The organism is Allobosea sp. P5_A5, assembly GCF_056400625.1.
This window is the reverse complement of record NZ_JBFUKY010000001.1, coordinates 32,479-54,622: the sequence shown is the minus strand read 5'-3', so window position 1 is coordinate 54,622 and position 22,144 is coordinate 32,479. Positions and strand designations below refer to the sequence as shown.

General features: G+C 66.6%; 18 protein-coding genes. 10 read left to right on the top strand and 8 right to left on the bottom strand.

All coding sequences use genetic code 11. The features are described 5' to 3' along the window. Positions 1-203 precede the first annotated feature (203 nt). From AC1DR6_RS00280 to AC1DR6_RS00270, 3 genes are all read right to left on the bottom strand, one after another. Positions 204-1,652: a L,D-transpeptidase family protein gene (locus tag AC1DR6_RS00280; protein WP_476827179.1), complete on the bottom strand. Its 1,449-nt coding sequence runs from the start codon at positions 1,650-1,652 to the stop codon at positions 204-206. A gap of 185 nt (positions 1,653-1,837) precedes the next feature. Then, positions 1,838-2,791 carry an acetyl-CoA carboxylase carboxyltransferase subunit alpha gene (locus tag AC1DR6_RS00275; RefSeq protein WP_476827777.1) on the bottom strand — a complete coding sequence of 318 codons (954 nt, stop codon included), beginning with the start codon at positions 2,789-2,791 and terminating at the stop codon, positions 1,838-1,840. A gap of 120 nt (positions 2,792-2,911) precedes the next feature. Continuing rightward, positions 2,912-3,685 carry a class I SAM-dependent methyltransferase gene (locus AC1DR6_RS00270; RefSeq protein WP_476827178.1) on the bottom strand — a complete coding sequence of 258 codons (774 nt, stop codon included), beginning with the start codon at positions 3,683-3,685 and terminating at the stop codon, positions 2,912-2,914. A gap of 182 nt (positions 3,686-3,867) precedes the next feature. Between AC1DR6_RS00270 and gloB the strand changes: the two genes are divergently transcribed. The 3 genes from gloB to AC1DR6_RS00255 are packed head-to-tail and all read left to right on the top strand — an operon-like array spanning position 3,868 to position 5,869. Beyond that, positions 3,868-4,632 carry a hydroxyacylglutathione hydrolase gene (gloB, locus tag AC1DR6_RS00265; RefSeq protein WP_476827177.1) on the top strand — a complete coding sequence of 255 codons (765 nt, stop codon included), beginning with the start codon at positions 3,868-3,870 and terminating at the stop codon, positions 4,630-4,632. A gap of 14 nt (positions 4,633-4,646) precedes the next feature. Beyond that, the gene (locus tag AC1DR6_RS00260) at positions 4,647-5,108 is read left to right on the top strand and encodes a cupin domain-containing protein (RefSeq protein ID WP_476827176.1); all 462 of its coding nucleotides are present in this window, start codon (positions 4,647-4,649) and stop codon (positions 5,106-5,108) included. A gap of 2 nt (positions 5,109-5,110) precedes the next feature. Further along, positions 5,111-5,869 carry a GNAT family N-acetyltransferase gene (locus AC1DR6_RS00255; RefSeq protein WP_476827175.1) on the top strand — a complete coding sequence of 253 codons (759 nt, stop codon included), beginning with the start codon at positions 5,111-5,113 and terminating at the stop codon, positions 5,867-5,869. 3 nt (positions 5,870-5,872) lie between these two features. On the opposite strand, the gene AC1DR6_RS00250 is transcribed toward AC1DR6_RS00255, so the two are convergent. Continuing rightward, positions 5,873-6,349, bottom strand: a complete 477-nt coding sequence (locus tag AC1DR6_RS00250) for a DUF2938 domain-containing protein (protein WP_476827174.1) — start codon at positions 6,347-6,349, stop codon at positions 5,873-5,875. 182 nt (positions 6,350-6,531) lie between these two features. Between AC1DR6_RS00250 and AC1DR6_RS00245 the strand changes: the two genes are divergently transcribed. The 5 genes from AC1DR6_RS00245 to AC1DR6_RS00225 all read left to right on the top strand — a co-directional run bounded on the left by AC1DR6_RS00245 (position 6,532) and on the right by AC1DR6_RS00225 (position 14,628). Then, entirely contained in the window at positions 6,532-7,629 is a 1,098-nt protein-coding gene (locus tag AC1DR6_RS00245; RefSeq protein ID WP_476827173.1) for an ROK family protein, read from the top strand. Positions 7,630-7,920: 291 nt separating this feature from the next. Then, complete coding sequence (locus AC1DR6_RS00240) at positions 7,921-10,521, top strand: DUF3772 domain-containing protein (RefSeq protein ID WP_476827172.1); 2,601 nt, start codon at positions 7,921-7,923, stop codon at positions 10,519-10,521. 4 nt (positions 10,522-10,525) lie between these two features. Continuing rightward, the gene (locus tag AC1DR6_RS00235) at positions 10,526-11,056 is read left to right on the top strand and encodes a CAP domain-containing protein (protein ID WP_476827171.1); all 531 of its coding nucleotides are present in this window, start codon (positions 10,526-10,528) and stop codon (positions 11,054-11,056) included. Positions 11,057-11,177: 121 nt separating this feature from the next. After that, positions 11,178-13,328: a YadA family autotransporter adhesin gene (locus AC1DR6_RS00230; RefSeq protein ID WP_476827170.1), complete on the top strand. Its 2,151-nt coding sequence runs from the start codon at positions 11,178-11,180 to the stop codon at positions 13,326-13,328. An 88-nt stretch (positions 13,329-13,416) separates the two neighbouring features. Continuing rightward, a complete protein-coding gene (locus AC1DR6_RS00225) occupies positions 13,417-14,628 on the top strand; it encodes a winged helix-turn-helix domain-containing protein (protein WP_476827169.1) in 1,212 nt (403 codons plus the stop codon). Here AC1DR6_RS00225 and mutT read toward each other — a convergent pair. The 4 genes from mutT to AC1DR6_RS00205 form a co-directional block, all read right to left on the bottom strand. After that, entirely contained in the window at positions 14,594-14,998 is a 405-nt protein-coding gene (gene mutT / locus AC1DR6_RS00220) for an 8-oxo-dGTP diphosphatase MutT (protein ID WP_476827168.1), read from the bottom strand. The genes AC1DR6_RS00225 and mutT overlap by 35 nt on opposite strands. A 12-nt stretch (positions 14,999-15,010) precedes the next feature. Further along, positions 15,011-15,523 carry a peptidase associated/transthyretin-like domain-containing protein gene (locus AC1DR6_RS00215; RefSeq protein ID WP_476827167.1) on the bottom strand — a complete coding sequence of 171 codons (513 nt, stop codon included), beginning with the start codon at positions 15,521-15,523 and terminating at the stop codon, positions 15,011-15,013. A gap of 99 nt (positions 15,524-15,622) precedes the next feature. Then, positions 15,623-16,867, bottom strand: a complete 1,245-nt coding sequence (gene argJ, locus AC1DR6_RS00210; protein ID WP_476827166.1) for a bifunctional glutamate N-acetyltransferase/amino-acid acetyltransferase ArgJ — start codon at positions 16,865-16,867, stop codon at positions 15,623-15,625. Positions 16,868-17,045: 178 nt separating this feature from the next. Beyond that, complete coding sequence (locus AC1DR6_RS00205; protein ID WP_476827165.1) at positions 17,046-17,930, bottom strand: peptidylprolyl isomerase; 885 nt, start codon at positions 17,928-17,930, stop codon at positions 17,046-17,048. Between the two features lie 356 nt (positions 17,931-18,286). Between AC1DR6_RS00205 and secA the strand changes: the two genes are divergently transcribed. Both secA and AC1DR6_RS00195 read left to right on the top strand, forming a co-directional pair. After that, positions 18,287-21,061 (top strand): preprotein translocase subunit SecA, encoded by a 2,775-nt coding sequence (gene secA, locus AC1DR6_RS00200; protein WP_476827164.1) that lies wholly within the window; start codon positions 18,287-18,289, stop codon positions 21,059-21,061. Positions 21,062-21,160: 99 nt separating this feature from the next. Further along, positions 21,161-22,141 (top strand): SPFH domain-containing protein, encoded by a 981-nt coding sequence (locus AC1DR6_RS00195; protein WP_476827163.1) that lies wholly within the window; start codon positions 21,161-21,163, stop codon positions 22,139-22,141. Positions 22,142-22,144 lie beyond the last annotated feature (3 nt).

Sequence of the window (22,144 nt, the reverse complement as noted above, 5' to 3'; positions counted from 1 at the left end):
CCCGACCCCTTTGCGCCGTCACGCTTTCGCCATGATCAAGCAGGCGAAGGGGGAATTTGGGCAAGACGAGCTTTTTGGCAGGCTGCATGCCAAATAAGCAAAAGCCCCCGAAGCCGGGGGCTTTTGCGCCTAAGCAGTGAGCAACACGAAAAGTTCGCCGCGATGTTGCTATTTTAGCACGTCAGACTGCAGGAAATTGCGTCTCAGCGGATTGCGCCCGACTGGCTGGCGTAAGCCGCCGGCGACCCGTCGAGGCTGCTGGTCTTGAGGCTGTTCGCCCGGCGGGGCGGCAAGGTCGTACGAACACTGCCCGTGGCAGCCGGAACCTCGACCGCGACATCCGCCACCGGCGCGGTCTGCGCCGTGTCGGGAGCCGAACCTCCGAAGAAGGGAACGAACCCAAGCGTCCGCTGCATCAGCGTCTTGTCGGTTGCCGGCGCGGGGGTGGCGCTGGCCAAAGCGGGGCCCGGCTCCGCATTGCCGGGCTGCACACGCGCAAGCTGCGCCGTGGCCGACGACAACACGGGCTTCGTCGCAGGCTTGGCAGTTTCGGCTTTGACAGGGTCAGGCTTGGTCAGGTCGGCTCTGGCTGGCTCCGGCTTCACGACATCCTCCGCCGGCGCGGCCGAGACAGCGGCCAGGATCGCGCTGTCATCGGCCGAAGTGGCGCGGACGGTCGCCTTCGTCCGGCCCTTGTCGTCGAGAATGACCACGCGCGGACCGGATGCCAGCGCATCCTCGCGGCTGATGCCGACATCCCGCGAAGCCCAGGACGCCTTGCGGTTCAGGGCGTCCGAGCCGCCGGCCGTCAAGGCCTGCTTGAAGGACGGGTGCTGGTCGCCATCGTCATAGACCAGCCGGATGGCGGGCGTGCCCTTGGCCACCAGCGCCGCAACGCGGGACGTATCCTGACGGTCCTTCTGCGCGACATCGGCAGGCTCGCTGCCGCCATTGAAGACGTAGCGGCTGCCCGAGACCGAGACCACCGGTTCGTCATGCGTCACTTCGAAATAATCGGTGCCCTGCTTCAGGTTCTTCCAGAAGGCGATGTTCGGGTCGAGGCGATGCTGGGCGAGGTTCTCCGGCGTCATCCGGAACGGCAGAGCCTGCATCTGCACGGCACGCTGGCCGCCATTCTGCGCTTCGCGCACCAACGCGTAGATCTCGCCGATCTGGTCGTCCGTCATCGAATAGCAGCCCGCCGAAGAGCAGGCGCCATGCACCATCAGCAGCGCGCCGGTGCGGCCGAGCGAACGATCATACGCATTCGGGTAGCCCATGTTGAACGAGACGTAATAAGAGGAGTTCGGGTTCATCTGCGCCGGCGTGATGGCGTAGAAGCCTTCCGGCGCCATGCGGTCGCCTTCGCGCGTCTTCGGGCCGAGCTGACCCGACCAGCGGCACATCGGATAGGTCTTCAGCAGAGCGTAGCGGCCATCGCCCTTGCGCTTCCAGACCTCGAGCTCCGACTCCTTCTTATAGGAGCGGATCAGGACCGGCTGGTCCTTGCTCATGCCCTTCTCGGACATCAGCGCATAGGTTGCGCTCGGGATCGGGATATTGTGCCGGGAAGCACCGGCAGAGCGCTGCTCCTCGCAGGCGCCCAACGTCAACGCAACAAAAGCCAGGATCGCGAGTTGCTTGAATGCCACGTCGTCATTCCCATCGAACGGCAGGCCGGATAAGACGACCTGTGACTTCGCAAGACGGCCAAATTGTGCCGGTCGTCCGGTTGTAGAAGCGTTAGCCTTGAGAGACCCTTACCACAGCCGGCCATTGTCTGGCCACATGGTGAACGACGGGTAAAGAACCGTGCGCCGCCGCACCGGCCACAGGGTCAAAGATGGCGCCCGATCGCCAGGAACTTTTCAGCCCGCTTATCCATCAATCCGGTCGCATCGAGATCGGCAAGCTCCGCAAGGGCTGATTCGATGGTATCCCCGACGCGGTTCAACGCCAGCTGGTGGTCGCGATGGGCGCCACCGACCGGCTCCGGCACAATCCTGTCGATGACACCAAATCGCAGCAGATCCTGCGCGGTGATCTTCATGCCGGTCGCGGCGTCCTGCGCGCGCGACGTGTCGCGCCACAGAATCGAGGCCGCGCCTTCCGGCGAAATCACCGAATAGATGGCGTGTTCCATCATCAGGACCCGGCTCGCGGCTGCGATCGCGATCGCGCCGCCAGAGCCGCCCTCGCCGATGATCAGCGCCACGCTCGGCGTCGGCAGGCCGAGCCAGGCTTCCGTCGAACGCGCGATCGCCTCGGCCTGGCCGCGCTCTTCCGCGTCGATGCCCGGATAGGCCCCGGCGGTATCGACGAAGCTCAGCACAGGCAGGCCGAAACGGCCGGCGATCTCGGCCAGACGCACCGCCTTGCGATAGCCCTCGGGCTTGGGCATTCCGAAATTGTGCCGGATCCGGGTTTCCGTGGAGTCGCCCTTCTCCTGACCGATGACGCAGACCGGCTTGCCGCGAAACCGACCGAAACCGCCGATGATCGCTTCGTCCTCGCCGAAGGCTCGGTCACCCGCCAGGGGCGTGAACTCGGCGATCAGCGCCGCGCAGTAATCCTTGAGATGGGGCCGCTGCGGATGGCGCGCCACCAACGTCTTCTGCCAGGGCGTCAGCGCGGCATAGATTTCCTTCAGCGACTGGTTCGCCTTAGCGTCGAGCTTGCTGATCTCCTCCGAGAACGAGATTCCGTCGCCTCGCGCTTCCAGCGCCCGCAACTCGTCGGCCTTCGCCTCGAGTTCGGCGACCGGTTTCTCGAAATCCAGATAGCTACGCATCGTGATCCAGTTCAGCTTCCGCGCCATCACGGCAGGCGGATCGGCGGTCTGTCGTCAAACCGGGCATGAAAAGCGGCGGACCTTGGTCGTGACCAGGCAAAATTGTCAACCCGTGCGCCATCAGCCCGCGGGGAGCGTCTCGCGCGCCGTCTGCGGCGGCTCCGAAAGGCGCGGCGCCGGCTGCGGCAGCAGGACCGGACGCAGGGCGAAGCTGCGGCGCGTCGCACGGAGAGGCGCGCGCCGATAGAACTGCTTCGTCGCGTCGATGACGTGCACGCCGGCGAAGGGCATCGCGAGATTGGCGCCGATCTGCTCCAGAATCCCCGCCGAACGCATCAACAGCCGCCGCTGCAGGGGCGGAACATAGAGCACCTCGGCCCAGTGCTCGGGCGAGAACTCGGCGCCGCGCAGCAGCGTCGTCAGCTGCCGGCGGCTGAAGGGGCGGCCTTGCCCGAACGGGGTCCCGTCCATCCGTGCCCAGAGACCCCCGCGATTGGGCACGACCAGAATGAGCCGCCCGCCCGGATTGAGAACGCGGGAGACCTCTTCAAGCAGATCGTCGGGGCTTTCGGTCTCCTCCAGCGCATGGACCAGCACCACGCGGTCGATCGAGGCTGTCGGCAGCGGCAGCAACGTCGGCTCGACCAGCGCCGAGGCGGAAAGCCCGGGCGAAGGCCAGTTCACCACGCCCTGGGCCGCCGGCATGAAGGCGATGCTGCGTTCTGCTTCCATGCCCAGCACCGATAGATAGGGCGTGGAGAAGCCGAGGCCGAGCACGCGCTGGCGCGCGCAATCAGGCCAGAACCGCAGCATCGCTCGCCCGATGAAGCGGCGCGCCACATGCCCCAGCGGGCTGGCGTAGAAACTGCGCAGGTCGACGACGTCGAGTGGCATGGCGCTGACATGGCCGGTGCATGCGAGGATGGCAAGGGGCGGGGTCAGCAGGAGACGGTCGCGGCAGGATACTGCCGCCTCATGCTCTGAGCCCGCGCCTCCGGGTTGATCGCCGCGCGCGCTTGGCCCATGCAGGGGCCAACGATCCCCGAAGGCTTTTCGCCGCCAGCCGGAGAACTCCCATGCCGCTCGATCTTCATGTCTTCCGCACGCTCAGCGACAATGCCGGCGCGCTGCTGCACGATCCGGCGACCGGCGCCTGCGCCGCCGTCGACGTGCCGGATGCCGGCGAAGTGCTTGCCGCGGCCCGCGCCAAGGGCTGGACGATCAGCGACGTCTTCATCACCCACGCCCATCACGACCACACCCAGGGCGTCGCGATGGTGAAGCAGGCGACGGGCGCCACTGTCGTCGGCCCGCAGGACGCGAAGTCCGCCGCCCCGCTCGACCGGATCATCGGCGAAGGCGATACGGTCTCGCTCGGCAGCGATAGCTTCGATATCTGGCATACGCCCGGCCATTCCGACGGCCATCTCAGCTATGTCAGCCTTGGGGCCAAGATCGCGCTCGTCGGCGACGTCGTCTTCGTCATGGGTTGCGGCCGGGTGCAGCCCGGCCAGATGGACGCGATGTGGACCTCGCTCTCGCGCCTGATGGCGCTGCCCGGCGATATCCGCCTCGTCGGCGGCCACGATTACACGCTGGCCAATGCGCGCTTCGCCCACTCGGTCGACCCGTCAAACGCGGCTGTCTCGGCCCGTTTCACGGAGGCGGAGACCGCAAAGGCGGAGGGTCGCTTCTGGGCGCTGACGACGGTAGCCGAAGAGCAGGCCACCAATCCGTTCTTCCGCGCCGGCGAAGGCGCCTTGGCGGCGGCGGTCGGCCGGGTCGGCGCACCCGCTTCCCAGGTCTTCGCTGCGCTGCGCGAAGCCAAGAACAAGTTCTGAGGGACTTGCCGGCAATGCCGCATCGTCTCGAAGGGCTTACTGCGGCGGAGGTGATCCGCCTGCTCGACCTGAAGCCACACCCCGAAGGCGGGCATTATCGCGAAACCTTCCGCGACAAGGCCGGTCCCGAGGGGCGCGGCCATTCCACCGCGATCTACTACCTGCTCGACACCGGCGAAACCTCGGAGTGGCATCGTGTCGATGCCGCCGAAATCTGGCACCACTACGCCGGCGCGCCGCTCGTCATCACCGTTTCGCCCAATGGCCACGATGCCTCGGCGCACCATCTCGGCTCCGACCTCGCGGCAGGCCAGCGGCCTCAATTCGTGGTCGAGGCCGGCTGGTGGCAAAGCGCGACCTCGCTGGGCGCCTGGACCCTGGTCGGCTGTACGGTGGCGCCGGGGTTTGCCTTTTCCGGCTTCGAGATGGCCGCGCCGGACTGGCGGCCGACGCCGCGCAGCGTTTCGAGGGGATGACGATGACGACCGCGAATGAGGATAGCCGGCTGGCGCTGGAATGCGAACGGCGCATCATCAATGCCTGGCCGGCGCTCTCGACCCTGATCGTCGGCGACTGGGTCCTGCGTTTCGCCAACGGATATTCCGGGCGGGCGAACGCCGCCACGCCGCTGGTCGATGGTGCGGACCTCGACGACACCATGCTCGACCTGATCGAGGAGCTTTACCGCGCCGACGGCCTGCCGCCCTGCATCCGCCTCACCCCGCTGGTGGCGCCTGCCGCCCGCGAGGCCGTGCTCGCGCGCGGCTACAAGCTCAAGGACGCGTCCTTCGGAATGATCGCCCCGCTCGAAGGCATCGCGGTGTCGTCGGAAGCCGAATTGCAGATCGAGGCGCGGCCCGAGGCGGAGTGGCTCGCCGGAGTCGCGGCCCTCCAGACGGGCGCGAAGACGCATATCGGCAATCTCGCGGCCATCGTCGAGAAGGTGCGCCTTCCGGCGGCCTTCGCGACCTGGCTGATCGAGGGCGAGCCCGTCGCCTTCGGCATGGGCGTGGCGGAGCGCGGCATGGCGGAGATCGGGCTGATCTGCGTCGATCCCGACCATTGCGGCATGGGGCTCGGCCGGAGCCTCGTACAAGGGCTGATGGGCTGGGCCGGGGCGATGGACTGCCACAGCGCCTACCTTCAGGTGGAGCAAGGCAATGCGGTCGCCAACAGCCTCTATGGCAGCCTCGGCTTCCGCGAGCTCTATGCCTACGAGACCCGCATTCTCGCGTGAGCCTCAGCGCGTCAGCAGCGCCGTGCCGTAAAGCCCGATCGCGAAGACGATGTGCCCGACGATGTTGAGCACCCGGATCTGCGTGGCGTTCGGGCGTTTCGAGGCCGCGATGCCCATTCCCATGCCCGGCTGCAGGATGAACCAGCCGCAGCCCACCGTGGCGAGCCCGACGATCAGCGCCGGCAGGAAGCGTGGCTCGCGCGCCCAGTCGAGCCCCCAGATCGCCAGCAGCACCGCCGCGAACAGGATGCCGACGAGATAGTGGAACAGCCAGCCGATCGCGGTTTCGCCCACGACCGCAGGCGCCTGGCCGATATCCTCATGCGCCACCTGTCCGCGCAGCAGATGCGCGAACCAGCGTCCCGGCGGCGCCCAGTTCGGCTTCGGAAGTCCAAACAGCCGCAGGAACTGCGCCCACAGGTCCAACAGCACCGTCGCCCCAACGCCGATCACGATCGCCCGACCGATGAATTCCAGCATAGTGTCCCCCAGCGCGCTCTGCGGCGCAGCCTTACTCTTGGAGCGATCTCGCGAAAAGCCGTCAAGAGCGCTGGGCGCAACGCCCTGCTGCCTCGTATGCAGCGGCCTGCGCCAGGGGTAGCGGGAACACCGCAGGTCGCTCCAGGGTTGCGTTGTCTCGACAGCAGCAGGGGAATGTCCGAATGAGCGGTGAAGCGGCCGAGAAATCGAACAAGCATCCGGCAGGGCCGCACGGGGCCGCCGAACTGCCCTCCGTCGTGGTGACGAGCTACAATCTCGAGACGCGCGACGAGGATGGTTTCGTCGGCGATAAGGCGAGCCGACGCGCTTTCTTCGAGCATCTCGATGCGTTGCGGACGCATTTGAAGAAAAAGGGCGACGACCCGCTCCAGGGCGAGACGGCGGCGATCAGCAAGAAGGAACTCGACGCCCTGCTCAAGGATGGCAGCGCGGCGCAGGCGGCGGTGGTGCTCAGCGCGGTCGAGAATTTCGCCCAGTCGCTCGCCTTCGTCATCCGCCGCTTCACGCGGCTGAAGACCTGGGCGGAGATCGAGCGCATCGCCGTCGGCGGCGGTTTCCGCGAAAGCCGGATCGGCGAACTCGCGATTGCCCGCGCGGCCATCATTCTGCGGACCGAAGGCCGGGAGATCGACCTGGTTCCGATCAGCCACCATCCCGACGAGGCCGGATTGGTCGGCAGTGCGCATCTCGCGCCGAAATGGATGTTCGAGGCCTATGACAGCCTGGTCGCCGTCGATATCGGCGGCTCCAATATCCGCGCCGGCATTGTCGAGCTGCGTCAGAAGAAGGCGAGCGATCTGAGCAAGGCCAAGGTCTGGAAATCCGAACTCTGGCGTCATGCCGATGAGGAGCCGAGCCGCGACGAGGCTATCAAGCGCCTCGGCAAGATGTTGAAGGAGCAGATCGCCAACGCGACGCGGGAGGGCCTGCGCGTCGCGCCGTTCATCGGCATCGGCTGCCCCGGCCTGATCGACGGCGACGGTAGCATCGAGCGCGGCGCGCAGAACCTGCCCGGGAACTGGGAAAGCAGCCGCTTCAACCTCGTCGAGAGCGTCAGACAGCTCGTACCAAGCATCGGCGACCACGACACGGAGGTCGTGATGCATAACGACGCCGTCATTCAGGGCCTTAGCGAAATGCCGACGATGCAGGATGTCCGGAACTGGGGCGTACTGACGATCGGAACGGGCCTGGGCAATGCGAGCTATCGCAACCGAAACAGCCCCGATCCGAAACCAAAGCGGACGAAGAAGGCTTGAAGATTTCCAAATCCGCGCGCGGCCTGCCATCATCAGGTCGCCTTTGCCGGTGAAGAGGCGAGACTTATTGCCCGCCTTCTCCGGAGTGTTTCCTTGCCGGTCCAAGAAACGCGCTTCTCGACTTGCCAGCCTGCGATTGCCATGACGAGGCTGGCAGCGTCGTCGGATCGTTCGGGCGCCGATCATGTGGGCTCAGTTCACTTGGGCCTAAATCCTTCAGGCAAGCGGGACCGCGCGACCATGGCCACGTCTTCGACCGGATCGCATCGGACTCGGCGCAGCATCCGGACGATGCTCGCGATGCTTCTGCTGTTCTGCGGCATGGCTTTGACGCCGGTCGCGGCACAGCAGCCGGCTGCTCCGGCGCAGGCCACGGTGCCCGCCCCGGCGGCAGCGGACCCTGGCAGTCTCCGCGCCCGGCTCGATGCGATCCGCAGCGAGTTGACCCAGATCGAGACCGTCGTCGATGCACCGAGCGCCAACGATGCCGATCTCCAGCGGCAGCGCCTGCGCCTACAGCCCTCCCTCGAACAGGTCCGCGCGCTGATCGAGGAGCAGACGCCCCGCGTCGATCAGGCCAAGGCCAAGCTCGACCAGCTCGGCCCCAAGCCCGAGGGCAGCGCCCCGCCCGAAAGTCCCGACATCGCCCGCGAGCGCGAAACCCGGGCAAAGGCCTATGGCGACGCCGACGAGACGCTACGGCTCGGCAAGGCGGCCCTTCTCCAGGCCGAGCAGCTTCAGACCACGATCGGCGACAAGCGGCGCGACATCTTCGCCAAGACTCTGTTCGCGCCGGGGCCCTCCATCCTCAACCCCGATATCTGGGCCAACGCCTTGGCGACCGCGCCGGAGGATCTGCGCGCCTCCGGTTATATCTTCGGCGGCTGGCTGGAAGGTGTGAACGACGCGCTGTCCGGCTCGCGCGGTCTCGTCGTGCTGCTCGCCTTGGTCGTCGCTCTCTTGTTGTATCTCGCCCGCGCCCGCTACCTGCCGCGCTTCAAGGCTCGCTACACCAACATGAACGAGGTGGGTGGGCTTCACACCCTCTATGTCGCGCTTGCTCATATCGTCGCGGGGGCGGCCCCGCCCGTCCTGGCGAGCTGGCTGATCTACAAGGCCCTGGCGACAACTGGGCTGCTGCCGTTGCGCATCCAGCCGGTCATCGTGGCCTTCGTCATGGGCCTGGCCTTCTTCGCCTTCGTTCAGGCCCTGGCCGACGCGCTGTTCGCCTCGGGCAACCGCCAGCGCCGCCTGATCAGCGTGATGGATTCCACGGCGCGTAGCGTCGTCTGGATCGCCTCCTCGCTCGCATTGGTGATGGCGATCGGCAAGGTCTTCGAGGCCTGGCTGCAGGCGATCGCGGCGGGCCTTGCGATTTCGATCATCGTCAAGGCGAGCTTCGCCATCCTGTTCGCACTCGCGCTGATCGCCGGGCTCTACCAGATCCGCGATGACGAGGAGATCGAGCAGGAGGCCTGCCTCGGTCCTTACGTTCCCGTCGATGGCGCCAAGCTCGGCCCGGTTCGCATTCTGGGCTGGATGGTGGGCATCGCGATTATCGCGGCTGCGCTCGGCGGCTATGTCGTCTTTGCGTCGTTCCTGGCCGAGCAGGCCCTATGGCTTGGCGTCGTTGCCTGCCTTTACCTGCTGGTTCACCAATTCATCGACCTCGGCATTCCGCGCCTGCTGGTCGGAAAGGGCCGGCTGGCGATGACGCTGAAGGCCGGCGTCGGGCTGCGCAGCGCCACGCTGGACAAGATCTCGGTCATCTCGGTCGGCGTCCTCAAGCTGCTGCTGATTATCGTCGCGCTCCTGCTGGTTCTGGCGCCATGGGGTCTGGAATCGACCGACTTCCTCGTCTCGGTCCGGGCCGCCTTTTTTGGCGTGCAAGTCGGCGGCGTCACCATCTCGCTGTCGACCATCGTCATCGGCGTTCTGGTCTTCGCGCTCGGCATCGCAGTGACGAAGGCGATGCAGCGCTGGCTGGAAAATCAGTTTCTGCCGACGACGGCGCTCGACCCCGGCCTGCGCAACTCCATCACCACGGCGGCGGGCTATGTCGGCTTCATCGCGGCGGTCGCGATTGCCGTGTCCGCAATCGGTCTGAGCCTGGAGCGGCTGACGCTGGTCGCCTCCGCGCTTTCGGTCGGTATCGGTTTTGGCCTCCAGTCGGTGGTGTCGAACTTCGTCTCGGGCCTGATCCTGCTGTGGGAGCGGCCGATCCGCGTCGGCGACCAGGTCGTCGTCGGCGATGTCGAGGGCATCGTGAAGCGCATCAACGTCCGCTCGACCGAGATCGCCACCTTCGACCGCGCCAGCGTGATCGTGCCGAATTCGAACCTGATCTCCGGCGTGGTCCGCAATCGCGTCCGCAACGATCGCTCGGGCCGCGTCCTGATCTCGCTGTCCGTGCCTCGCACGCTGGACGCCGCCGCCGTGCGCACCATGCTGGCCGAGGTTTCCGGCAATCATGGCGACGTCATGCAGAAGCCGCCGCCGACGATTCTGTTCAAGAAGCTCGGCACGACGACAATGGATTTCGACCTGGTCTGCGTCGTCGCGGATGTCGAGATCGTCGGTCGCGTCAACAGCGACCTCAACTTCGCCATCCAGAAGCGCCTGACCGAGCTCGAGCCGGCCGCTGCGACGCCGGAGCTGGTGGTCCGGGGCCTCGAAGGCGTCGAGCACTCACTGGGCGAGATCGCCAGCGCCGTCGGGCGCGGCGAGGCACCGCGCAAGCCCACTCCGCGCAAGGCTGCGCCTGCCCTTTCGGCCACGCCGCGTCCATTGCCACTCCCGGATCCGGACGAGGACGAGGGCGATCAGAAAGACACCCCGGAACGGCCTGCCACAGCAGCGCCGGCCGAGCCGGCCAAGGACGACAAGGAATGACGCCATGCCTAGCCTGCCTCTCCCGCGCCCTCTCTTCCGCGCTGTCGTGAGCTGCCCCGTCGCCATCGCGGGCGCGCTTGCTCTCCTCGGCATCGCGGGTTGCGCCGAGCCTCAGCGTCAGCCCCAGCAGCCGGCCTTCTATCGCGATCTCGGCTCCGCCTCGGCACAGGTCGACCTCGAACAGGCGCGTGCCATGATCTCCGCCTATCGCCTGAACGCCGGCCTGAGCACGCTGACGCTCGACCCCGCTCTGGTCGAGGCTGCGCAGCGCGAGGCCGACATGATGGCGCGTGCCGACAAGCCCGCCCAGGCCGACGCGGTGAAGGCGCGCCTGGTGCGGACGGGCGTGCCGGGCGCCGAGGCGAACCTTTCGGCAGGGTATCGCCGGCTCGCCGAGGCTTTTTCGGGCTGGCGCGATTCGCCCCAGCACGACCGCGTGATGAAAGACCCGCGCGCCAGGCGCATGGGGCTGGCCACGGCCTACGCTCCCGGCTCCAAATATCAGGTCTACTGGGCTCTCATCCTCGCCCCCTGAGGGCGGGCCCACCCCAGGCTCAACCGCAACTTGGGGTTGTATCTTAGTTCTTCATCAACCATTACAACACTGAGTTGTAATCTCTTGAACACGCCAACCGGCGCGACTCCGAGGGATTACAATGGGAAGACGCATTCTCCTCGCCGCCCTCGCAATCCCGCTGACGGCCTGGGTCTCGAGCGCACAAGCCCAGTCGACCGGTCTGGTGGATGTTTGCACCGGACTGGGCGTCACCCTCCCGGTGCTCCAGCCTGTCGCGGGCGTCACCTCCAACCTGCTTGCGGGCCTGCTCGATCCGGTGCTCAACGGCATCGTCGGCAGCGTGAACCTCAATCTGCGTGACGCGCTGAGCGGCAAGCAGATCGGCCTCAACATCCGCGACCAGAACGGCAATCTCGTCACCGCGCCGGGCGGCTGCAAGCTGAAGGCCGACAGCATCACCGTCGACAAGCCCGGCGGCATCGCCGTCGGCGGTGGCGAGATCAGCGGCCTCAGCAGCACGACCCGGCCCAAGGCCAGCGCCGCGGATGCGGACGCGATCGCCTTCGGCAACGGTGCCAACACCTCGATCGCGGCCACCGGAGCCGTTGCGATCGGGCTGCGAGGCGCTGTGACGGCGGCGGACGGAGTCGCGATCGGGCGAGATACTCAGGTTTCCGCAGCCGGCGGCATCGCGCTTGGAGCCGGCTCCGTCGCCCTGCGCGGCGGCCTGGCCGGTGCGGTGGAAAGCTTCAGCGGCGCCACTGTGGCATCGGCACAAGGCGCGCTCTCGCTTGGCAGCGTCGGCAACGAGCGTCAGATCACCAACGTCGCTGGCGGCACGCAGGCAACGGACGCCGTCAACCTGCGCCAATTGCGTGCTGTCGCGGGCAACACGGTCACGGCGCTGGGCGGTGGCGCCAGCTACGACGCGGCCGGCACTTTCACCGGCCCGAGCTATGTGCTGGGCGGGACGACCTATACCAATGTCGGCGCCGCGCTTGCGGCACTCGACCAGGGACCGAGCGGCACGAACGGCGCCATCGCCACCAACAACACCAGCCATTACGTCGCCGCAGCAGCCTTGGGGGCCGATGCGCTCGGCGTCGGATACGGGACAAGCGCGGCCGGTTTGCGTTCGGCAGCGATCGGCACACAAGCGCAGGCGGCAGGCGCCAACGCCGCCGCATTCGGTGCGAGCGCCAACGCCGCAGCCGATGGCTCGACCGCGCTAGGCGCGGGAGCCAATGCCCAGTCCATCGGCGGCGTCGCCTTGGGCGCGGGCTCGGTCGCGGCGCGCTCCGGGCTTGCCGGTGGCCGCGAGATTTTCAGCGGCGCGACTGTGGCCTCGGTGCAGGGCGCGGTGTCCGTCGGCAGCGCCGGCAACGAGCGTCAGATCACGAACGTCGCAGGCGGCACGCAGGCGACCGATGCGGTCAATCTGCGTCAGCTCGGTGCCGTCGCTGACAATGCCGCGACCGGTCTCGGCGGCGGCGCCAGTTACGACGCTTCGGGGAATTATACCGGGCCGCGTTATATCCTGCGCGGTGGGATCTACACCGATGTCGGCACGGCGCTCGTCGCACTCGACCAGAACGCCGCCGGCACCAGCGGAGCCATCGCGGCCAACAACACCAGCGGTTATGCCGCCGCCGCCGCGCAGGGACGCGACGCGCTTGGCGTCGGTTATGGCAGCAACGCGACCGGCGACCGTTCGGCGGCCGTCGGAACGCAGGCCCAGGCCAGCGGCGCGAATGCGACCGCGCTCGGCGCCGGCGCCAGCGCCAGCGGGGACGGCTCGACGGCCATCGGTGCCGGCGCCTCCGCCACACGCCCGCGCCAGGTCGCGATCGGCACCGCGACCTCGACCTATTCGCTGCCGGGGCTTTCGTCCTCGGCCAGCCGTGCGGCCCAGAGCGGGCCGACGCAAGTCGTTACCACCGACGCCGCCGGCAATCTCGGCTCCGTCCCTGTCAATATCGCCGCGCTCGACCGGCGCGTGGACGGGCTCGGCCAGCGTGTCGACGGGCTCGCCGCCTATGGACGCGAGAGCAGGCGCGAAGCGCGCCAGGGCATCGCCGCCGCTATGGCGATGACCGGCGCGGCCATGCCGTCGCGGCCGGGTCGGACGAGCTGGTCGGGAAACACCGCGACCTTCAAGGGCGAGTGGGCGGCCGGCTTCGCGGTCGCGCATCGGCTCGACATCGGCATTCCCGTGGCGCTGAACGCCGGCATCAGCCTGTCCGGAAACAGTTTCGGCGGCGCTCGTTTCGGCCTCAGCGGCGAATTCTAGCCGCGCGCGTCACCGCTCCCGCCAGCGGATGTCAGTGCTGCGGCGGCAAGCCCTTACGCATGAGGCCGGCGGCGGCTAGCGTGAGAGCATGCCGCCGCGCAAGATCTCGACCCTCGCAACCGACCAGGCCCGCCGCATCTGGCTTCATGCGCAGCGGCTCGACAGCCGCGCGCCCTTCGGATCGGGGCCGACCGCGGCGCGTGCAGCGGTCGAGCAGCTCGGCTACGTGCAGATCGACACGATCAACGTGATCGAGCGCTGCCACCATCATATCCTCTATGCCCGCATCCCGGCCTATCGCCGTTCGGATCTCGCGCATCTCCAATCGGTCGAGAAAAGCGTCTTCGAATATTGGACGCATGCGCTCTCCTATGTCCCGACGCGCGATATCCGCTTCTTCCTTCCGGACATGAGGGCCCATCGCGAGGAGCCGAAACGCTGGTCCGCCGTCGGCGCGCGCGATGAAACGCGCAAGCTGCTGCGCCGCATCCGCAAGGACGGACCGATCAGCATCCGCGACATCGACGAGGAGCTTGTCGAAAAAGCGCATCTCTGGGCCAGCAAGAAGCCCTCGAAGGGACTGCTCGAACGCGCCTTCTACGACGGCGAACTGGCGATCTCGGCCCGATCCGGCATGCTGAAGACCTACGCCCTCTTCGACGCCCATTTCGGCTGGGACAAGCGCCCGTCACCTGCGACCGAGCGGCAGGTCTCGGTCTATAAGCTTGACCGGGCCTTACGGGCTCAGGGTGTCGTCAGCCTCGATTCGATCTGCCACCTCGACGCACCCGCCAAGAAAGGCGTCGCGGCGCAGATCGCAACCCGGCTCCGCAACCGGACCCTCGTGCCCGTCGCCGTCGACGGCGCGGGTAAGACCGCTCATTGGGCTGCCCCGGAGACGTTGGGGGCAGCACCGGAGCCCGAGCCCGGTCTCGTCCATATCCTCTCGCCGTTCGACCCGCTGATGATCCAGCGCAAGCGGACGAGCCTGTTCTTCGGCTACAACCACGCCTTCGAGGCCTATCTCAAGCCCGAAAACCGCGTCTACGGCTATTTCGGCTTGCCGGTTCTGGTCGGCGATGAGGTCGTCGCCGTGCTCGACCTCAAGACCGATCGCATGGCGGGCAAACTGCTGATGCAGCGCTGGACCTGGGCGAAAGGTCATGAGCGGGCGGAGACGCGAATCGCGATCGAGGAGGAACTTCAGCGTTTCGAGCGCTTCCAGCTCGGTCGGGACGACAATGTCCTGGCGGAGGAATCGCCCCTCACGCTCCCAGAAGGTCGATCAGCGGCGGAATGAGGGGCTCGTCGGCGGGCGGCATCGCGAGATCCCGCAGCTTGCCGGGGCGCACCCATTTCAGCGCCTGACCCTCCTGCGACGAGGGCGTGCCCTCCCAGCGCCGGCAAATGTAAAGCGGCATCAGAAGATGGAAGTCCGGATAGGCGTAGCTGGCGAAGGTCAAAGGCGCGAGGCAGGCCTCCTTCACCGTAATGCCGAGTTCCTCCGCCAGTTCGCGGATCAGCGCCGGCTCCGGTCGCTCGCCGGGCTCCAGCTTGCCGCCAGGGAATTCCCATAAGCCCGCCAAGGCCTTGCCCTCGGGCCGCTGCGTGACGAGGACGCGGTTGTCGGCATCGATCAGCGCGCAGGCAACGACGAGGAGCAGTTTCACGGACAGCAAGTCTCAGTTGCCGGAGAGGATGACATGAACAGGCTCGGTTTCCTTGCCCGTCAGTGTCACCGTGTCGTAGACCGAGCCGCCCTCGCGGGTGAAGGCGGTCTCGTCGCCCCAGATGATCTGCGTGGTCAGATAGTAGCTGCCCGGCGCGACGTTCTCGAAGCGGAACTTGCCGTTCGCCTCGGCCTTGGTCGTGCGGGTATACTCCGAATACAGGGGATCGACGCCATCCTCGCGCGGATAGGCCGCGTGCGGAATGTATTTGCGGTTGCCGTAGAGGTTGGCGAAGCGCTCGCGGGCGAAGCCGGTGGCGGGGATCAGCCGCACCACCTGCCCCGCCGCATTGACGACGACCGCGCTAGCTTTGGTGCGGAAGGCATGACCCGTGATGACGCCGGTCCCGCTCTTCTTGATGAAGGCGGCCTCCTCGGTCGAAAACGCCACCGTCGACGGCTTGCGCTCGACGCAGGCCGTCAGCAGGGCAGCGGCAAGACCAGCCGCCACGATCGCATATTTCATCTGCCCTGCCCCACCTGATCGATCGCCGCCCACATGCGATGATGCCGCCGCCGATGCGTGGCTGCAACCATCGAGAGCACCCGACAAACCCGCTTGTCCTCAGGAACGATAATCGCCGTTGATCTCGACATAGGCCTTGGTGAGATCGCAGGTCCAGACCGTCGATTTGCCGCGCCCGATGCCGAGGTCGGCGGTGATGACGATGGTGTCGCCCTTCATGTACTCGGACACGGCCGCCTCATCGTAGGACGGCGCGCGGGCGCCTTGCCGGGCCACGACGATCTCGCCGAAGCCGATGTCGAGCGTGTCCCGGTCGGCCGGCTCGCCAGCCTTGCCGACGGCCATGACCACGCGGCCCCAATTGGCGTCCTCACCGGCGAGCGCGGTCTTGACGAGGGGCGAATTGGCGATGGAAAGCGCTACGCGCTTGGCCGAACGCGAGGATGTCGCGCCGCTGACGCGCACTTCGACGAATTTCCGCGCGCCCTCGCCATCCTTGCAGACGAGATGCGCGAGTTCGAGCAGGATCGAATTCAGCGCGCGCTTGAAGCCGGAGAGGCGCGGATCGCCGATCTCGGTGATCGGCGGCGCGCCCTTGGCCTTACCTGTCGCAAACAGCATCAGCGTGTCGGAGGTCGAGGTGTCGCTATCCACCGTGACCGCGTTGAACGAACCCTTCACGCCCTTGGAGAGCAGAGCCTGCAGCACCGGTGCGGCGATGGCTGCATCGGTGAAGACGAAGGAGAGCATCGTTGCCATGTCCGGTGCGATCATGCCGGCACCCTTGGCGATGCCGGCGATGACGACCTCGTGCCCGTCGATCTTCGCCTTGCGGGTCAGTGCCTTTGGAAAGGTATCGGTGGTCATGATCGCTTTGGCCGCGTCGATCCAGGGGCCATCGGCGGCGCGTTTCGCGCAATGCTGCAGCACGCCTTCGAACTTGGTCGCGTCGAGCGGCTCGCCGATCACGCCCGTCGAGGCGATGAAGACCTCTTCGGGCTTGCAGCCGGCCGCCTTCGCGGCGATCTCGGCCGTCAGCTTGACGGAGTCGCGGCCTTTCACGCCCGTAAACGCATTGGCGTTGCCGGAATTGACCACGACGGCCCGCGCCGAGCCTTGGGCCAGATTCTCGCGGCACCAGTCGACCGGCGCGGAGGGGCATTTTGAGCGGGTGAAGACGCCGGCGACCTGGGTTCCCTCGTCGAGCAGCGCGAACCAGACATCCTGCCGCCCCTTGTAGCGGATGCCGGCCTCGGCCGTGGCGAAGCGCACACCGGCGATCGGCGGCACCTTGGGCTGGCGCTTCGGCGCCAGAGGAGAAACGGGAACGTCCTTGCCGGCCATCGGGCATCTCCTGCGGATCGGCCGTCCCGAATCGGATCCAGGCCCGGCCCCATCTGAAGCTGCCTTGCCCTCTGCCGCAGAGCGATGACGAAAACAAGAAGGGCGGCCTTCCGGCCGCCCTTCGATTTCAAGCTGGCGTCGTGCTCGGGCTCGACCCGAGAATAACGAGTTCGACCGATCAGTTCTTCTTCGGCTGCGCCGGAGCCGGCGCCGCAGGGGCGGCCGGGGCCGGCGTCACGGGAGCAGCCGGCTTGTCGAGGCGCTCGATCGTGGCCTTTTCACGCAGCGCCAGAACCAGATCCTGCTGCGACTTGCGCTCCAGATACTGGTCGATCTGCGGCTTCACTGCTGCGAAATCCGGCAGCGGCTTGCTGCGCTTGTCTTCGAGCTTGATGACATGCCAGCCGAACTGGCTCTTCACCGGGTCGGAGACCTCGCCCTTCTTCAGCTTGAAGGCAGCTTCAGCGAATTCCGGCACCATCTTGTCCTTGGTGAACCAGCCGAGATCGCCGCCCTCCTTGCCGGAGCCGGGATCCTTCGAGATTTCGCCGGCGACCTTGGCGAAATCCTCGCCCTTCTTCAGCCGCGCCTCGACCGCCTTGGCCTGGTCCTCGGTCTCGACGAGAATGTGCCGGGCATGGGCCTCCTCTTCCGGCGCCATGGCCTTGGTGGTGTCGTCGAACAGCTTCTTGGCGGCGTCTTCCGTCACCGCCTTCTTGCCTTCGCTGGTCAGGTATTGATCGAGCAGCACCTTGTCGCGGTAATAGGCGAGGCGCGCCGTGAAATCGGGCGTGTCGCCGATCTTGGCTTCGGCAGCGGCCTTGGACCCCAGCTTGAGGTCGACGAGATAATTGATCACCTCGTCGCGGCGCCGCTCTTCCGGCAACTGAGCCAGGCGATCGCCGAGATCCTCAGTCGCGAGATCGACGTCCTTCTGCGTGATCGGCATGCCGTTGACCTTGGCGACGACGGTGTCCGCCGCAACCGGGGCGGGCTGCGCCAGGGCAGGACCCGCCATCAGCACGACGAGGCCGAACGCGGCGATGAAACGGTTGGACTTCATGCGGAACGGCCTTTCGCAGGGGAACCGGAACGATTGCCGGTGCACTGCCAGTTGAACGCGGCAAAGGCAAGGCGGATCCGCTACGGTAAGGCAAGCGGCCGCGGCTATGGATGCAGCATCGCCGCGGGGCCCTGCCGCATCCGCCGCGCCTCTCTTGGAAGCATCGGTGAAACGCACCACATGCAGCACGAATTCATCCGCGCCTTCGGCCTGTCGGGGACGAAACGCGTGCTGGACCCTGCCCGCGCACGCGGCTAAACACGCGGTCGCATTTGAGAATACCCGCGCTTCGGCCCGGGCGTGGCCTTTCGGCTGGCGCCCGCCTGGGCGTCGAGACACCATCTGAAAGGCCCAACATGCTTGGCGCGCTCGCAAAGAAACTCTTCGGCTCGTCGAATGACCGCCGCGTCAAGGGCTATCAGCCCCGCGTCGCGGCGATCGGCGCGCTCGAAAGCGAGATCGCCGCGCTGAGCGACGAGGCGCTGAAGGCCCGCACCGAAGAGTTCAAACAGCAGATCGCTGCCGGCAAGACACTGGACGATCTGCTGGTCCCGGCCTTCGCGACCGTACGCGAGGCCGCCAAGCGCGTGCTTGGCCAGCGGCCTTACGATGTGCAGCTCGTCGGCGGCATGGTGCTTCACGAAGGCTCCATCGCCGAGATGAAGACCGGCGAAGGCAAGACGCTGGTCGCGACGCTGCCGACCTATCTCAACGCGCTTGGCGGCAAGGGCGTGCATGTCGTCACGGTCAACGACTACCTTGCCCGGCGCGACGCCGAGTGGATGTCGAAGCTCTACAACTTCCTCGGCCTCACCGTCGGCATCATCGTGCACGGGCTGGACGACGAAGACCGCCAGAAGGCTTATGCCTGCGACATCACCTACGGCACGAACAACGAGTTCGGCTTCGACTATCTGCGCGACAACATGAAGTACGAAGTCGGGCAGATGAGCCAGCGCGGCCACCATTTCGCGATCGTCGACGAGGTCGACTCGATCCTGGTCGACGAAGCCCGCACCCCGCTGATCATCTCCGGCCCGCTCGATGACAAATCGGATCTCTACGTCTCGATCGACAAGGTCCTGCCGGGTCTCGTCCCGACCGATTACGAGGTCGACGAGAAGCAGCGCACCGTCGCGCTGACCGAGGACGGCAACGAGCATATCGAGGTGCTGCTGCGCGAGGCCGGCATCCTCGTCGAGGGCGATCTCTACGACGCCCACAACATCACCATCGTCCACCACGTCAATCAGGCGCTGCGGGCGCACAGCCTGTTCACGCGCGACAAGGACTACATCGTCCGTAACGACGAAGTCGTCATCATCGACGAGTTTACCGGCCGCATGATGCCGGGCCGGCGCTATTCGGAAGGCCTGCACCAGGCGCTCGAGGCGAAGGAGGGTGTCACCGTCCAGCCCGAGAACGCGACGCTGGCCTCGATCACCTTCCAGAACTATTTCCGGCTCTATTCGAAGCTCGCCGGCATGACCGGCACGGCCGCGACCGAGGCCGAGGAGTTCTTCCAGATCTACAAGCTGGAGGTCGTCGAGATCCCCACCAACGTCCCGGTCTCGCGCAAGGACGAGGATGACGAGGTCTATCGCACCTTCGAGGAGAAGGTCCGCGGCGTCATCCGCGAGATCCAGTCGGCGCAGGACAACGGCCAGCCGGTGCTCGTCGGCACGACCTCGATCGAGCGCTCCGAGCTGATCGCCGACATGTTGGAGAAGGCCGGCTACAAGCTGCTCGACTTCACCGACCCGACCGCGCTCGAACCGGTTTATGCCGCAGCGCGCGAAGGCAAGACGATCAAGGCCTTCGCCGTGCTGAACGCCCGCTTCCACGAGCAGGAGGCTTATATCGTCGCCCAGGCCGGCGTGCCCGGCGCGATCACCATCGCGACCAACATGGCCGGCCGCGGCACCGACATTCAGCTCGGCGGCAATGCCGATATGCGGATCAGCCATGATCTCGCCGGTGTCGAGGAAGGCCCCGAGCGCGACGCCAAGGCCGCCGTCATCCGCACTGAGGTCGCCGATTTCAAGCAGCGTGTCCTGAAGTCGGGCGGGCTCTACATCGTCGGCACCGAGCGCCATGAAAGCCGCCGCATCGACAACCAGCTGCGCGGCCGCGCCGGCCGCCAGGGCGACCCCGGCCGCTCGAAGTTCTTCCTGTCGCTGCAGGACGATCTGATGCGCATCTTCGGGTCCGACCGAATGGATGGCATGCTGACCAAGCTCGGCCTGAAGGAGGACGAGGCGATCGTCCATCCGTGGATCAACAAGGCCGTCGAGAAGGCGCAGGGCAAGGTCGAGGCGCGCAACTTCGACATCCGCAAGAACATCCTGAAATACGACGACGTCATGAACGACCAGCGCAAGGTCGTCTTCGAGCAGCGCCGCGACTTCATGAAGCAGCCGACGGTGCGCGAGACCATCGACGACATGCGCCACGGCACGGTCGAGGATCTGGTCGCCCGCCATATTCCCGAAGAGGCCTATCCCGAGCAGTGGGACACGCCCGGCCTCAAGCAGGAGGTGGTGCAGTATCTCAATCTCGAGCTGCCGATCGAGGATTGGGCCAAGGAAGAGGGCATCGCCGATGGCGAGCTGCGCGAGCGCATTCGCAAGCTGGCCGACGAGGATTATGCCGGGCGCATCACCCGCAACAGCGAGGAGGTGATGACCTATGTCGAGAAGCAGGTGCTGCTGCAAACGCTCGATCAGCTCTGGCGCGAGCATCTCGTCACGCTCGATCATTTGCGCCAGGTCATCGGCTGGCGCGGCTACGCCCAGCGTGACCCGCTGCAGGAATACAAGGCCGAGGCGTTCGAGCTGTTCGACGGGCTGATCGGCCAGCTGCGCCAGCAGGTCACCGGCCATCTGATGCGCATCGAGGTGCGCTTCGACCAGCCCGAGGAGCAGGCCCCCCTGCAGGTGCAGGATGGCGGCGCGGCAGCAAACCCGTTTGGTGGCAGCGGCGGCGTGCAGTTTACCGCGCTCGATACCGATACCGCCGTGCTCGATCGCAACCCCGACGACCCCGCCACCTGGGGGCACGTCAGCCGCAACGAGCCCTGCCCCTGCGGCTCGGGCAAGAAATACAAGCATTGCCACGGCCAATACGTCTGAGCATCATCGCATCCTGAGCTGTCGGCCACCGCTCAGCCGGCCCATCCATGCTAGAAGCGCCCCGGTGCAGGCGGCCTGCCAGGCGCGAAGGGGAATCGGATGGAACTGTCGGCCTACAATGTCGCCGTCATCGTCGTGGTGGCGCTGGTCGTTTTGACCATCGCGCGCGGGGTTCGCACCGTCCCGCAGGGCTATAATTACACCGTTGAGCGCTTCGGCCGCTATTCGCGCACGCTCGGTGCCGGACTGGGTCTGATCGTGCCCTTTATCGATCGCATCGGGCACCGCGTGATCGTCATGGAGCAGGTGCTCGACATTCCCTCGCAGGAGGCGATCACCAAGGACAATGCCGGTGTCCGGATCGACGCCGCCGCCTTCTATCAGGTGCTCGACGCGGCCAAGGCCTGCTACGAGGTCGCGTCGCTGAACGACGCGCTGATGGTCCTGACCATGACCAATATCCGCACCGTGGTCGGCTCGATGGACCTCGACCAGCTGCTCTCGCATCGCGACGAGATCAACGAGCGGCTGCTGCGGGTGATGGATGCGGCCGCCTCGCCTTGGGGCGTGAAGGTGACGCGCATCGAAATTCGCGACATCCTCCCGCCCGCCGACATCGTCGGCGCGATGAACCGGCAGATGAAGGCCGAGCGCGAGAAGCGCGCCGCCGTGCTCGAAGCCGACGGAATGCGCCAGGCCGAGATCTTGCGGGCCGAGGGCCTGAAGCAATCGCAGATCTTGGCGGCAGAGGGGCGCAAGGAAGCCGCCTTCCGCGATGCCGAAGCGCGCGAGCGTTCGGCGCAGGCGGAAGCCGCCGCCACCGCCATGGTCTCCGAGGCGATCGGCAAGGGCGATATCCAGGCCGCGAACTTCCTCATCGCCGAGCGCTACACCGATGCGCTGAAAGCGATCGCGATGGCGCCCAACAGCAAGGTGGTGATCGTGCCGATCGAGTCCGCAGCGCTCGCGGGCACGGTCGGCGGCATCGCCCAGCTCACCAAGGCGGTCTTCGGCGAAGAAGCCATCGCCGCGCGTCGTGCCCCCGGCTCGGTGCCGGGTTCCGGCCGCATCGAACGCTGAGGA

Coding starts and splice junctions, on each gene's coding strand:
- AC1DR6_RS00250 (WP_476827174.1), bottom strand. CDS start 6,349: ATGCTGGAATTCATCGGTCGGGCGATCGTGATCGGCGTTGGGGCGACG.
- argJ (WP_476827166.1), bottom strand. CDS start 16,867: ATGGCCGGCAAGGACGTTCCCGTTTCTCCTCTGGCGCCGAAGCGCCAG.
- AC1DR6_RS00230 (WP_476827170.1), top strand. CDS start 11,178: ATGGGAAGACGCATTCTCCTCGCCGCCCTCGCAATCCCGCTGACGGCC.
- AC1DR6_RS00215 (WP_476827167.1), bottom strand. CDS start 15,523: ATGAAATATGCGATCGTGGCGGCTGGTCTTGCCGCTGCCCTGCTGACG.
- AC1DR6_RS00240 (WP_476827172.1), top strand. CDS start 7,921: ATGCTCGCGATGCTTCTGCTGTTCTGCGGCATGGCTTTGACGCCGGTC.
- AC1DR6_RS00255 (WP_476827175.1), top strand. CDS start 5,111: ATGACGACCGCGAATGAGGATAGCCGGCTGGCGCTGGAATGCGAACGG.
- AC1DR6_RS00275 (WP_476827777.1), bottom strand. CDS start 2,791: ATGCGTAGCTATCTGGATTTCGAGAAACCGGTCGCCGAACTCGAGGCG.
- gloB (WP_476827177.1), top strand. CDS start 3,868: ATGCCGCTCGATCTTCATGTCTTCCGCACGCTCAGCGACAATGCCGGC.
- AC1DR6_RS00260 (WP_476827176.1), top strand. CDS start 4,647: ATGCCGCATCGTCTCGAAGGGCTTACTGCGGCGGAGGTGATCCGCCTG.
- AC1DR6_RS00245 (WP_476827173.1), top strand. CDS start 6,532: ATGAGCGGTGAAGCGGCCGAGAAATCGAACAAGCATCCGGCAGGGCCG.
- AC1DR6_RS00195 (WP_476827163.1), top strand. CDS start 21,161: ATGGAACTGTCGGCCTACAATGTCGCCGTCATCGTCGTGGTGGCGCTG.
- secA (WP_476827164.1), top strand. CDS start 18,287: ATGCTTGGCGCGCTCGCAAAGAAACTCTTCGGCTCGTCGAATGACCGC.
- AC1DR6_RS00270 (WP_476827178.1), bottom strand. CDS start 3,685: ATGCCACTCGACGTCGTCGACCTGCGCAGTTTCTACGCCAGCCCGCTG.
- AC1DR6_RS00205 (WP_476827165.1), bottom strand. CDS start 17,930: ATGAAGTCCAACCGTTTCATCGCCGCGTTCGGCCTCGTCGTGCTGATG.
- AC1DR6_RS00225 (WP_476827169.1), top strand. CDS start 13,417: ATGCCGCCGCGCAAGATCTCGACCCTCGCAACCGACCAGGCCCGCCGC.
- AC1DR6_RS00235 (WP_476827171.1), top strand. CDS start 10,526: ATGCCTAGCCTGCCTCTCCCGCGCCCTCTCTTCCGCGCTGTCGTGAGC.